Source organism: Paenibacillus aurantius (assembly GCF_032268605.1).
Lineage (GTDB): Bacteria > Bacillota > Bacilli > Paenibacillales > NBRC-103111 > Paenibacillus_AO > Paenibacillus_AO aurantius.
The window spans coordinates 1,594,135-1,607,184 of record NZ_CP130318.1 but is presented as its reverse complement, the minus strand read 5'-3'; the positions used below and the strand labels follow the sequence as shown (position 1 = coordinate 1,607,184).

General features: G+C 51.4%; 9 protein-coding genes. All 9 read right to left on the bottom strand.

The window, feature by feature from the left end:
• Nucleotides 1–14: 14 nt before the first annotated feature.
• The 9 genes from MJA45_RS07725 to MJA45_RS07685 all read right to left on the bottom strand — a co-directional run bounded on the left by MJA45_RS07725 (nt 15) and on the right by MJA45_RS07685 (nt 13,040).
• Nucleotides 15–1,475: a HAMP domain-containing sensor histidine kinase gene (locus tag MJA45_RS07725; protein WP_315606692.1), complete on the bottom strand. Its 1,461-nt coding sequence runs from the start codon at nt 1,473–1,475 to the stop codon at nt 15–17.
• Between the two features lie 462 nt (nt 1,476–1,937).
• Complete coding sequence (locus MJA45_RS07720; protein ID WP_315606691.1) at nt 1,938–2,291, bottom strand: VOC family protein; 354 nt, start codon at nt 2,289–2,291, stop codon at nt 1,938–1,940.
• 259 nt (nt 2,292–2,550) lie between these two features.
• The gene (locus tag MJA45_RS07715; protein WP_315606690.1) at nt 2,551–2,970 is read right to left on the bottom strand and encodes a DUF6220 domain-containing protein; all 420 of its coding nucleotides are present in this window, start codon (nt 2,968–2,970) and stop codon (nt 2,551–2,553) included.
• Between the two features lie 30 nt (nt 2,971–3,000).
• Nucleotides 3,001–3,723, bottom strand: coding sequence for a VOC family protein (locus MJA45_RS07710; RefSeq protein WP_315606689.1), 723 nt, complete (start codon nt 3,721–3,723; stop codon nt 3,001–3,003).
• Complete coding sequence (locus MJA45_RS07705) at nt 3,680–4,606, bottom strand: RNA polymerase sigma-70 factor (RefSeq protein ID WP_315606688.1); 927 nt, start codon at nt 4,604–4,606, stop codon at nt 3,680–3,682. The genes MJA45_RS07710 and MJA45_RS07705 overlap by 44 nt, the downstream gene beginning before the upstream one ends.
• Nucleotides 4,607–4,633: 27 nt before the next feature.
• Nucleotides 4,634–5,908 (bottom strand): phytoene desaturase family protein, encoded by a 1,275-nt coding sequence (locus MJA45_RS07700; RefSeq protein WP_315606687.1) that lies wholly within the window; start codon nt 5,906–5,908, stop codon nt 4,634–4,636.
• 140 nt (nt 5,909–6,048) lie between these two features.
• Complete coding sequence (locus tag MJA45_RS07695; RefSeq protein ID WP_315606686.1) at nt 6,049–8,445, bottom strand: discoidin domain-containing protein; 2,397 nt, start codon at nt 8,443–8,445, stop codon at nt 6,049–6,051.
• A gap of 293 nt (nt 8,446–8,738) precedes the next feature.
• Nucleotides 8,739–11,660 (bottom strand): discoidin domain-containing protein, encoded by a 2,922-nt coding sequence (locus MJA45_RS07690; RefSeq protein ID WP_315606685.1) that lies wholly within the window; start codon nt 11,658–11,660, stop codon nt 8,739–8,741.
• A 369-nt stretch (nt 11,661–12,029) separates the two neighbouring features.
• Nucleotides 12,030–13,040: a hypothetical protein gene (locus MJA45_RS07685; RefSeq protein ID WP_315606684.1), complete on the bottom strand. Its 1,011-nt coding sequence runs from the start codon at nt 13,038–13,040 to the stop codon at nt 12,030–12,032.
• Between the last annotated feature and the right edge of the window lie 10 nt (nt 13,041–13,050).

The window sequence follows — 13,050 nt, the reverse complement described above, 5'->3', positions numbered from 1 at the left end:
TATAATTGGCTTCCTTATGATTTGTCGTCCTTTCGCCCCTCTTCCGCTATGGCTGCGGTCACGACAAAGCCTTGGCCCGGCTTGCTTTCATAGCGTACCTCTCCATGGAAGGGAAGAAGCCGCTCAGCCATGGAGAGGAGACCGACCCCCTTCCCCATCTGGCTGGAGACGTCACATCCCCGGCCGTTATCGGCTATTGTCAGCCTGGTTGTTTCCGGCAGGAAGAGGAGTTGAATATGAACTTGACTTGCCTCGCTGTGGCGGGCCACATTGGACAACGCTTCCTGCGTAAGCCGGTACAACGCTTCTTCAAGCGGCATCGAGATCGACCTCATCCCCTGGACTTGAAATACCGCCTCGATCCCTGTCTGCGCCGCCCATTGCCCGGTTTGCTCCCGCAGCGCTTGCGGAAACCGTTTCCCTTCGAGCATGGCGGGACGCAGCTCATGGATGAGGTTCGTGAGATCGTCCTGCACCTGCCCCAGCAGCTCCTCTGCTTGTTCCAGCCGGGTGAGCGCTCCTTCCTTCCGCTGCAGCAAAAGCGCCTTCGCTCCGCTGATTTGCATGAAAAGAGCAAAGAGCTGCTGCTTGATGCTGTCATGCAGATCACGCGACATTCTTCCTCTCTCGTCCAACGCGGCTTGCTCCTGGCGCACCTGCACAAGGTGCTGGAGTTGTTCGGCCATATGATTCAACCGCCGGGTCAGCCGTCCCATTTCATCTCCGCCGGGATCCTGCACCAAGACGGAGAAATCACCGCGGCTCCAATGGTCGGCTGCATCCGCTAAGGTGCCGAACCTCCGGATCAGGGGCCGGGAGGTGACCGCACCAAACACGGCGCCCGCCGCTCCGACACAAAGAACAATGATGACCGAGGCCGGAAGCAGGAAGGTCACGCCGATTCCAAGCCATAACGAGGAGCGGATGTGGAGGTCATCGGCTTGGAAGACGAGAACTCCGGCTGCCTGCTTTTCCAGGGCTTCGAGCGGAACGAGCACGAGAACTCCCGTTGATGCGCTGTGGCGGGTTAAGCTTCCGCCAGGGTCAGGGCTTTTAAGATAAGTTCGCAGCAGCTCCCCTGCCTGGTTGGAAAGCTGGGATGGCAGCAAAGCTCCTTGCGGCGGAGGGGAGGTGCCAGCCCCTGTTGATACGATAACTTGCCCTTGTGGGTCGACCACAGCAAACAGGCCGGTGTAAGAAAACACTTTGTCTACCGTGTGCTGCTGCTGCTTGAGCCATATCGCTAAGCCTGTACGATCGGGTCCTTGATCGCCCGCCAGCAAAGAAGCGGCTGCGTTCGCATTGCTTTTCAAGGCAGTCGTCAGCAGAAAGGATCGCGAGGCATGCATTCCCCATCCCAGCCCCGCGAGCAGCAACAGCTCCACAAGGAGCCACGCCAAAATACTGATCAGCATGTAAGAAAACGTCAGCCGCCCATGCAGCTGCCGAAAGGACTTGAAATAACGTTTCGGCACCATACTCCCTCCTCTTTTGTACGCCGTCTGCCTGATCCTCCTTCCCCGGCCACCCATCAGGAGATGGAGGGCGCGGCACGAACTCGCCAACTTCTACAGAGAAGGATACATCAGTCACTTGGATAAGGGATGCCCCCAGCGAACCGTTTCCAACCATACTCCAGAGGCAGGCAAAGCAAACGTTGCCTCCTTAGGGCGGTCTGCTTGGCTGACTCCTTCCTTGTCCTCTATTACTTTACCACTCTTATTCTTTTGAAGGTTACCATTCCTTTCCAACTACCACCATATGATTCCTGATAATACCCTCAATAGTTGACACCAAAAAGCCTCGATCAACGATGATCGAGGCCGTGGATTGGAATCGTAGTTCTACTCTCATTTTGCTTCCAGATTTCTCAGGGCATGTAAGCAGGTTTAGGGGACACGGCTGAAGACGTATGCAGAAAGTGGTCGAATACCGGTTCATTGGTCATGAGCAAGAATATTGACAAGTTTACCAAACGGGTCGCGGACAAAGAATCGTCGAACGCCCCAAGGCTCATTAGCAGGGCCATATTCTATCGGAAATCCAGCTCTCTTCATGCCTTCTAATGCAGCATCAACATCATCGACTTCAATCGATAGATCAGGCGTAGGCGTTTCTGAGCCACCCTGTGAGGCAAAACTAATTTGAACGGTCATCTCCTCGTTTAAACCATAAGTTCTAATCCAGCCAAGATCCATCATTATATCAAGGCCAAGCACATCCTGATAGAAGCATTTAGCTGCCGTGATATCCTTCGTATTTATATTGGCGACGATTCGTTTGACTTTCATTTCACTCCTCCTATACAGTATTTTGAAAAGCCACATGGTTGGGAACAGTCGGATATAATTCGGACAGGGTTTCAAATTGGAGATAAACTAATCCGAGGGTACGGATCGGCTTCTGGTCGCCTAGCCATCAATTGACGAATGCTGGTCCAGGCGTTGATAAGGTTCATCTCGCTTTTGACGCCAGTCATGGTGGATAGGGATCCATTGCCTGCGCTTAAATATCAGGTTTACTTGATTATAGACTATCAGGTTTACATGATTAAATACGCTGTCTCCGCTCCTCTATTCTTTCGTTTTCATTATCCCTCATAATCAACATCGCATTCAAGAACAAGCCTAGTGAGATGACGGGATGGGCCGCTGCCGCGAATCCGATTTCTTCCGAGAAGACAGCCGTCGCGAAGATCAAAAGGATTAGACCGATCAGCACCAAACTCTTAATTTTTATGCCCTTGGGCAGTCTGGCCGGAAAAGACAATATAAACAACAAGACGGAGATAGGCGCGAGGTATAGGGCGAAATGACCGTGCATCCCCCATTGAGCCGAATCTACGAACAGCGCGAATCCAGCCAAGAACACCTGCACCGCAATACAGATTGAAAAAAGCACGTTCAATATCCTAAAACCTATCCGCGCGTATTGAGCGGATGCCGGCAGCGAAGAGCGGGTTGTGGTCATTTGCGTACTGCTCAACGTTTTATTCCTCCCTTAGACTGGCCTTTCGGAAACAGCGCGGATGAAGTAGGGGTATGGATCCAATTGAAACTCCCCTTCTTGAGGATCGAGAATCGTCATTAGAATAGGATGAACTTCCGGAATGACCATCGAAGGATACCAGCCGATGGCCCGATCCCCTAGGATGAACATTCCGTGATCATCACCGAGCATCTGAAACGTCTTTCCGTCCCCGATATAAGGCGTGACGTCAAACCGGGAATCCAGGCGCTGAATGGCCTCCGATATGCTGCCGCGTAGCGGAAAGCCGATCTCGCTGACATTCAGAATGGATTCGTGATCAAAAGGCTCTGTGGAGGCATTGTCCATTCGATGACGGGCGATAAACTCCACCAGATTCCCCGAAGGATCTTCGAAATAGAGAGCATGCGCATCCGTTCCTTCGAAATAAGCGATATCTTCGTTTGCCTGGATTCCTGCGAACGGAAGGGGCTCAGCGGAAAGCACCTGGCAGCCTTTGGCCAGCAGCCAGCTTTTCGCATCGTGAATCTGGTTCTCAGGGATATTCATGGCCAAATGGTAGGAAGGCAGGATCCTCCCCTCCTCCTCATGAACGAAAGTCAATCGCGTTCCCCCGGCAACGATTGTGATGGAATGTTCCGTTATAGCTGCTAATGCAAATCCAAGTCTTTCTGTGTAGAACTCCTTCATTTCAGCCAACCGGGCGGTTCTCAGTTCCAATTCGGTGATTCTCATCTACTACCTCCTTCAGATACTTGAGTTTGTCAGGATTGGCAACGGCATAGATGGAATGAATCCTACTGTCCGAAGCCTCGAACGAGTAAACGTAAGCAATGCGTCCGCCGATCCTCATTACGATTCCCGGGCTTCCGTTTACCGTAGTGATTATATAGGAATAGTGGCTGTCAGGACGTCCGAACCAATCCATCCATTGCCTATAAAACGGAATGACTCTCCTCGCTCCGACGACAGGCTGCAGGGCGGCCGGCGCCTTGCCGCCTCCATCTGTATAATGGACGGCGTCCGGAGACAGCAGCTCCAGCAGGCGGTTCGCATCCCCTGCAATCACGCTTTGGATGAATTGCCGCACTTGCGTCTCTGTAACGGTGCTCGTTGCCAGGTCCGGAGGTTCATGTCGGATCCCTTTCTTGGCCCGATGGAAAATTTGCCTGCAATTAAAACTGCTTTTCCCCACCATGTTGGCAATCTCGTCGTACGGATATTGAAAGATTTCCCGCAGGAGAAACACGGCCCGCTCGACTGCGCTTAGCTGTTGCAGAAGCATCAAATAGGCCGTTGAGATCGTTTCCCTTTGTTGATAAATTTCAGAAGGGTCCAAGCTTACATCTTCAAGATGCACGAGCGGCTCCGGCAACCAAGTCCCCACGTAAACTTCCCGCTGTTTTGCGGACGATTGCAGCAGGTTCAGGCAACGATTCGTTACGATCTTGCACAAGTAGGCCTTTACGTTCCGGATATTGGCGTCCGTTGGCAATTGGTTCACCGCCAGGAAAGCATCCTGTACGACGTCTTCCGCATCCATGACGCTTCCCAGCATTCGATACGCCAGTGAGAACAATAACGTCCGATAGGTTTGAAATAGTTGTTCCGTGTCCATACAGCCCTCCTTTCCAAAATCGTCCGTTTAGTGCGCTAGAATATGGAGGGAAGCTCGCTTCGCGCTTGCTGCTGCCCCGCCTGCCAAATATTCACCGTGGGATACCCAATCTCCAGCCACGTACAAGCCCTTGATCTGGGGGACGGCTGGACCGGGATTCTCCACCCGCTTCATATGGGGAAAGTCATGAACGACCGTCATTTTGGGCAAATACTGCTCCGTCACCCTTTCCCGTCTCCAGCCGGGCTGAACGAGATCCATCGCCTGCTCGAGCTGTCTTCGATCTTCCTGCGCATCGCTTTCCTGCCCCTGAAATTTGATCATCTGGAACACTTGAACGTCATCGTTCTCACTGAGTTCCAGCCCTTTAATTCTTGATGCGTTGACCATAAGGATCGGTTGATCGATGCCGTAGATGAATTGATGCTTCGGTACGGGAAGCCGGCGGAGCCCGATATCCAAACAAGCGGCCGTAATCGGAATGGCCTGCTGCTCCCACGTCCGCAGCGAAGTCTGTTCGACTGAAGGAACCAGCTTGCTCGAGATGTGTGGCGATGTCGTCAGGATGACACAGGAAACCTCAATCGTTTCGTCATTCTCGCATCGAACTCGCTGCACCCGCCCTTCATCATGCTCAACGGTTATGACTTTCTTGCCAGTCATCACTCCCACGCCGAGCCGACGTGCCTCCGAACCCATTTCCTCGATCAGGGATCCCCAGCCTTTCTTCAAATAATACACTCCCGTGATGGAGCGTTGCATCTGTCTGAACAAAGGGCCCGCCACTTGCAAATCTGGAGCCTGTACATATGTCCCTCCTCGGGCAAGTACATACAGTAGGTGACGCACCATCGGGCTTTCCACATGCTCCTCCATCCAATCTCGCAGACTCATGTGTGGAATCATGGCCGTATCAAGCTTAAGAATCTTCATGAGGATGGCCCCGAACCTGTATTTGTCCGCCACAGATAACAAGGGAGACTTGAGCAGCGAGCCGATCGCTGCCGGGAAAGGGTGCACCCGCTCCTTCCAGATTCCGTACGGGGTGAACTCGTCGACTTTCCGAAAAATATCCCGATTCACGTTCAATTCCCGGAAAATGTCGTAGGCATCTCCGGCATAGAGTGCGTGCGAACCCAAGTTGAAGTGTATCCCCTCCTTCTTATTCGTGATCGCCCTTCCTCCCACCTGGTTCTGGCTTTCCAGAACGACGACGCGTTTTCCGCCCCTTGCTAAATAAAGGGCTGCGGTCAGTCCGGCAATACCGCCCCCAACAATGGCCACATCATACTTTGCGACCATGCGAAAACCTCCTTCACGTGTTGTCATTAAACAAGACAGGAAGGAGGCCGAAGATGTGACAAAGGGGAAACCGCCAGGAAGAAAAAGAGCACCAGGATTTGCGTCCGGAACCCTTAGGTTCCGGACGCTGAAACATGAATTCAATGATCAGCTATGATCTCATCCATTTGCAAATAATAGACGCCATAATCGTCCGCTCTCAGTTTGGTGGCGTAAATCCTGAAGTATCTTGCATTCACAAGCGTGCTGAACGGGAAAACTTGGGTGGTCGCTTCCGGATTATAGTAATCGACGTAGCTTTGTCCCACGATATCGGACCAGGTGGTGCCGTCATTACTGGTCTGAATCTTAAAGTTCTCAGGAAATCCGTATGAGGCTCGCGGACGGACCCGCAATTGACTCCAAGCTTGAACGGATCCGGTATCAATAGCTATCCACTCGGTTGAATTACTCGAGGAGTGCCCGATGCTGGAATATATCGTTCCAGTCTGATTATCCGCTGCATTGGACGCCCCCCAACCGGAAAGAGAGGAAGAACTGGAGGCCGTACGCTTCGGGAGAAGATCCACCTTGATCTCCGAGAGCTGCAAATAGTAATTCGAATAGTTATCGTTTCCGAGCTTTGTCGCATACAACCGCACAAAGCGGGCAGAAACCGGTGATCCGAATTTAAATGTCTGTACAGCGGAACCCGGATTCGGATAAGAAACATAAGAGGCCCCGCTTATATCGTTCCAGACAACCCCGTCGCTGCTTGACTGGAATTTGAAATCAATAGGAAATCCCAAACCGGTCGCACGAGGAGTAAGCCTAACTCCTTGAACAGGCTGTATCGCCCCCAAATCCTCTGACAACCATTGAACGGTGGCGGAAGAAGACGAATTTACACTGGAATAATCCGTCGTACTCAGCCCGTCCAATGCCCTCTCCGGTCCCCAGCCTGAAAGCGAGGAAGAGGCGGAAATGCCGAACGGGATATCTTCAATGGTAATATCGGAAAGCTGAAAGTAGTGAATCCTCGGCTGATATTGGTCAAATCCTAAATTATTGGTAAGAAGTCGGACATACCGGCCATATAACGGCTCATTGAATTCATAAACATGCCGGGCATTCGGTTCGACCTTGTATTGACCAATATCCAGATCGGCGGTTACCCAGTTGGAATTATCCGTACTTACCTGAATGGCAAACGGGCCCGGGTATCCGAATTCTTCGGGAAGCCGCGGTGTCAAAGTGGTTCGCTTGATCATCCGATTAGCCCCCGTATCCACTGTGATCCATTCCTGCGCCAACGAAGTGTCATGATCGACCGAAGACCAAACGGTTGAAACAGAGCTGTCGATCGCTTTCGCGGCTTCCCAGCCGCTTAACTGAGATGAGGCGGTTACACCGATTCGCGGAGAGATACTGTATGCAAGCGGGACGGCACCCACCTGCAAAGAGCTCCCGCTGTCCCCGTTGGCATTCGACGCCGTGACGGTAAAATAATACGGTGTCCCGTTCGTCAGTCCCGTTACGGTATAGGGACTGCCCGTCACCCCTGTAATTGTATTCGGATAAGAACCGCTAACCGTCCCATATTTGATCTTGTAGGTCTCTCCCGAAATGCCTGTCGTCCGAAAATGGAGTTCAACCTGTCCGTTTTGGGGAATAACGGCATGGATCCTGGGGACCGCAGGAAGATTGTCATTGGTCAGAGTAAACGGGTTCATGGCCGTGTACCAATTAGCCCATTTGGTTCCATAAGCATAAGCAATCCGGTTGTTCTTGGTTGGATCAAAGTGACCTAGTTCATCCCCTGTAATGCCGGCATTGTGTGCGGCGATGTTGATATAGTTTTTGGGTAAGGTGGCCGGCTTATATGTGATCCCGTCCGTTGACTCGTGCAACTTGATATAAGCAAACGGTCCCATACGCATGGCCGTGCTGACGGCAATAAACTTGTTCAGAGACGGCACATATTTAAAGTCGGCCGAATCCTCCTCTTGCTCCTTGTTGATGGCCACTCCTTTATAGACGGTTGCCCCCGGCCAATTGGCATTCAAAGTGGATGCCGTACGAACCCTCATTTGCTCGATGTTTCTTCCGGTCACCGGATCCCGGCTGCTCCAAGTGTAGTAGATATAGAGCGTGGAATCTTTGACCACGAAGCTGGGTTCCCCCGCTCCATATTTGTCGATGAGGGGATCATCAAAGGTAATGAAAGGCTGCGGATTCCCTCCCCACCCGCTGCCGTTCCACTTTTCCCACGGACCCGTTACACTAGTCGAACGAGCGACAAACACATCGTTATCCGTTCCTAAGGAATTTTGAGTGGAAGTATACCCCATATAGTAATAGCCGCCGAATTTAACGACGCCTGGGTCGCAAACGGAATAAGCGTCCACCGAACCGGGGGTAGGCCGGAGGGCGATCGATTCCGTACCCCAGGTAGCGCCGCCATCAGGAGAGTGATTGTATCGGATATAATCCCACTCTTCCACTGTGCCATAGGAGCATGTCCACATGTCGATGCTATTGTCTGCATTCAAAATCATAGAAGGCCCATACCGGTATTTTCCGCCTCCGGACGGATCAAATATATTCCACCCCGCTGATGTACTTCCTGTGGAAACGGCGTATGTGGAGGCGGGAAAAGAGAGTAAAGCGCAGCACAAACAAATCAGAATCATACGCAACCGGAAGCGCACTCCTGTCTGCTTCAGCATAAACGAACCACCTTTATCATTTTTTTGTTCCCGGAGCATTTCCTAATCAACAAAGGAGTATGTCTTGTTCAGGATGATTAAGCGTATCCCTATGCAGGATACGCTCCATCCTAAATCTACCTTTAGTTCGAATACACCTGAAAGCTATACAAGGAATATCCCCAGTCCGTGCCTCTTTCCAAGCCGTACATTCGTACGTACCTCGCATTCACGTCAGAGAAAGGAATAACATCCAGCCCGCCATCACCCGATACCGTCTGGTAGATATTCGTCCAATTCACGGCATGATTGGATACCTCGATTTTGTATGTCTTGCCGAAGGCGGCTTCCCAGTAAAGCCTGACTTCGTTAAAACTCTTGGAAGAGCCCAAATCCACGTAAATCCATTGGGGATCTATGCCCTCCGGGCTGGACCATCTGGTGGTCATGCTGTTGTCCGTTGCATTGCCGGCAACGTTACCGGAAGGATATACCCCTGAAGCATAAGCGGGCTTGGCAGATGCCAAATCCGTCAGGCTCAGGTTATCGTAGTAAACGCCCAATTCATACAACGAATACCCGAACGGGGTCCCTCTCTGCGTACCGTACATCCGAACGTATCTTGCCGTCGTTGCCGGGAATCCGATATCATCGATTCCGCCATTGCCGGCAGACGTGGAATAAACATCCGTCCAGTTGACCGCATCGGTTGATACCTGAATTTTATAGGACTTGCCGTAGGCGGCCTCCCAGTTCAATCTTACCCTGTTGATCGTTCTGCTCTGGCCCAGATCAACAGAGATCCATTGGGGATCGGTTCCCTCGTTGCTGGACCATCTTGTCAACTCATTTCCATCAAGCACATTGGATGGATTTGTCCACGACGGGAAAACGGAAGAAGCTGCGGCCGTCTTGTTCAATGCGTAATTATTTCCTTGAGGCAAGTCATAGTAAACGCCTAACTCCCAAAGGGAATAACCCCAGTCCGTACCTCTTTGGGTGCCGAGAATTTTTACGTATCTTGCTTTTGCCACGGGAAAGCTGATCTCATCGATCCCTCCGTTGCCTGAGGCGGTGGAATAAATCGTACGCCAATTTATCGCATCGTCGGAAACCGAGATCGTATAAGCTTTTCCGTAGGCCGTTTCCCAGTTTAACTTCACTCTGTTGAAATTGGACGAAGTTCCGAGATCCACATAGATCCACTGGGGATCTGCTCCTTCGGCACTCGCCCATCGCGTCGTGGCCGCCCCGTCAACGGCGTACATGCCTTCCAGATCGCCGTTCACATTCGAGGATGTTGTTACGGGTCTTGTCAAAGCCAGATTGATCGGCGCATTCCCTCCCAGGGTAAGGAGCCCCGGAGGTTCTCCCGCCAGCGCCGCACGGTTCAGGAACGCCGGATAACCTTCGACCGATTGGGGACCTCCCCATGTATGTTCGGAAACAATTCTCAAAGGCGAAGCCACGACTTTGGCAATTTCTTTTTCCGTAAAGCCCTTGGCAAGCGAGATATCATTCCAATTGTTGAATTTAACTCCGAGGATGTTCGGGTCCCGGGAGGACAATAGATTGGAGGTGTTGAACGAGTCGAACATATACGGTTTCCAAGTTTGATAAAGGAACACGTTATCGGTTTGCCAGCCTGTGCCCGGCACGCTGTAAAGATACTTGGCAGACGAGTTGATAATCTGGAAACCTCTCTGCGATATGGATTGGATCCCGTCCGCCAACCAGGCGTCATAGGTGATATCATTGCTGATCGGAATATTGCCCGGAAGAGTGTCGAACCAGGCCCATACTCTCGTTTTCTTTCCTTTGTTTTTTAGAACAGTGTTGTAATCATTGATAAATTTGCGGTACAGCTCACCTGCCGTCGAGTACCCTTGGGCGAGTGCATAATTATGCGTGCGGGTATCCGTATCAACGTGACGGTCAAAATAGGGGAAACCCCGGGCATCATTTGGCGTTTCGTCCGTCCCCAGATGGAAATCGGGCGCATCGAACAAGGGGACGAATTCATCGAGAAGGTTGTTTACAAAAGTAAACGTATCCGGAAGGGAGAGGTCTATCACGTCGCTCCAAGTCTGATTCGCAATGGAGGGCTTATAAGACGTAATGGCCGTTGCGTGTCCGGGCAGATCAATTTCCGGCGTAATGGTGACCTGATATTTCCGGGCGAAATCCTGAATAGCCCGCAAATCCGCATGGGAATAACTTTGGGCCGCCGCTAGTCCCGGATAGGTCGTGCTGACTAGCCGAAAAGCATCATTATCCGTAAAATGGATGTGCAAGTCATTCATTTTGTGCCATGACAGAAACTTGATGATGTCTTTTATGCTGTCAACCGTGAAATATTTACGCGCAACGTCAAGCATAAATCCGCGTTCTTTATAGGCCGGATAATCCCTTGCCGTGCCTTTCGGGATGCCGGTCTTGTCCGTGCTTTGATTCAGGATCTGGAGCGCCGTACGCGTACCATAAAATACTCCCTTCGCGCTGTTGGCTTTTATCGTCACGTAGTCGGCCGCTTGCATGATATAACCTTCGCTGCCGATACCGGAATCCGTGTTGTTCAGGGTAAGATAGAAGTCTCCCGCCGCCGGGCTGGTTGTCGTCACGACGTTGAGCGCAAGGCCGGTCAGCGCCAGGATGTCTTCGCGTAACGTATTCGCCGTATCGGCGAGAGCCGCGTTATAGGCACTGTCGACTGCAATCCGGGAACCGGCGGCAAGACTGAAATCTCCTGCGGCGCTTGTCCATTCCCGCAAACTGGGAACGACATTCGGGGCCGTGCCGAGATCATAGACTTCAGAGACATAATCATATCCTGCAAGTCCCGCGGTGCTTCCATTCAAGTAGGCGGTCGATGGATGTGTGCTGGCCGTATAGGTCCATACACCTACGGTTTCGACCGGATCGCTGAGCACCCACAAATAATTGCCCGAGGCTTGGGTCGCAAAATTCATCTGCAGCCAGGCATTGTCCGAGAAATTCGTGTAGGTTTGGGAAGCAAGGGGCGTACCCGCAACCGTCGTTGCGTAATCTGCATTCCACCGATACAACTTTAACGTCAGATTTCCAATATTATTCGCATAACTGGGGCACAAGACTCGAAGCGAATTAAAGGAATCAGCAGAAAAAAATTGCTCCCCCCTCGTTTGGCCTGCGGAAATCATGGAATCCGTCGATGTGCCGTCAATCGAATAAAGCTTCGTCCAGCCACCGCCACCCACGGCATGTCCGGTTTTTGGCAGTAGGAATAAGCAGCCTATAATCATAAGGACGAAAGCAATCTGATATCTTGCTGACAAGAATCCGGTCCTAGGCGTTCTCATTTTCAATCACTCCCCGACTAGTAATGGAGCAAAAATTCCCAATGACCGCTGCCAACCGAATCAAAAGGCAGCTTTTCGGCTTCCAGCTCTTATTATTTATAAAGAACGGGAAGCGGCCAGCGTGATACACCTGAATTCATTTGTCGTTTCACCGGTGATATCGCCTTTGGCGTAAGGCCGGACAGAACAGTAAAAATGATACAGAACTCCATCGTAGCGAACGATACTGGCTTTGTGGGCATGCGTTTCATCCAACGTTCCTCTGTTGCCATGTTCGATAATCGGGTGTTCAACCTTATGCCAATGAATCAGGTCGGTAGAGTAGGCCAATCCTTCCTGGGCATGCCGCTTGTCATAACCGAAATAAAAATTTAACCAGACCCCTTGGTCCTGCACAATGAAAGGATCCGAAACAAAATAACTGTCCCACCGTCCCGGAGAAACGGGAAGAAGCGGATTATTCTTGAGGCGCTGCCAATTCATGAGATCCGTGGATACCGCCGCTCCCGTCTGTTCCGACCATTGTCCGGGTATATCGTCCTTGGCATTATAAAACAGGTAGTAACGTTGTTCGTGTTCAATCAAACAAGCCTTGTACAAACCGCCTCTCTCCCAATCTTCTCCTTCCTTCCAACTAAAAACGGGATGCTCCAGCCTGTTCCAATGCAGCAAGCTTTCCTCTTCGCACCAAGCCAAACCGATTTCTGCCGGGCCCGACTCGTATCCAACCCCGGGATAGGAGTGGTAGACCATCCAATAACGGCCTTGTACTTTCTTGAGAACGGGCAGGTCATTTAAGTTGTTGGACTCCTTCAATATCCAATTTCCCGCCGCCCCGATACTATCCCAGCGGGCTGATTGCTCTTCGCGCTTCAAAATAACGGCTAGATGTTCCCAATGAAGCAGATCCTGACTGCAGGCTAAAGCGGTTTGATACCCCAATCCGTCAAAACCGATATACATCATATAAAATTGATTGTGATGCCGGAAGACAAAGGGACAATCCACCGAATGGCTGTCGAAGGCACCACTTACGCCCGAGCCGGTCAATACCGGCTTTCCATATTTATGGGGTGTCAAATAATTTTCCAACTGCGGCTTCTTCACTCTCGTAATC

What these genes read in the sequence shown, in the direction of transcription:
- MJA45_RS07705 (WP_315606688.1), bottom strand. Translation starts at nt 4,606, where the DNA reads ATGGACACGGAACAACTATTTCAAACCTATCGGACGTTATTGTTCTCA.
- MJA45_RS07710 (WP_315606689.1), bottom strand. Translation starts at nt 3,723, where the DNA reads ATGAGAATCACCGAATTGGAACTGAGAACCGCCCGGTTGGCTGAAATG.
- MJA45_RS07715 (WP_315606690.1), bottom strand. Translation starts at nt 2,970, where the DNA reads ATGACCACAACCCGCTCTTCGCTGCCGGCATCCGCTCAATACGCGCGG.
- MJA45_RS07720 (WP_315606691.1), bottom strand. Translation starts at nt 2,291, where the DNA reads ATGAAAGTCAAACGAATCGTCGCCAATATAAATACGAAGGATATCACG.
- MJA45_RS07700 (WP_315606687.1), bottom strand. Translation starts at nt 5,908, where the DNA reads ATGGTCGCAAAGTATGATGTGGCCATTGTTGGGGGCGGTATTGCCGGA.
- MJA45_RS07695 (WP_315606686.1), bottom strand. Translation starts at nt 8,445, where the DNA reads ATGATTTTGAATGCAGACAATAGCATCGACATGTGGACATGCTCCTAT.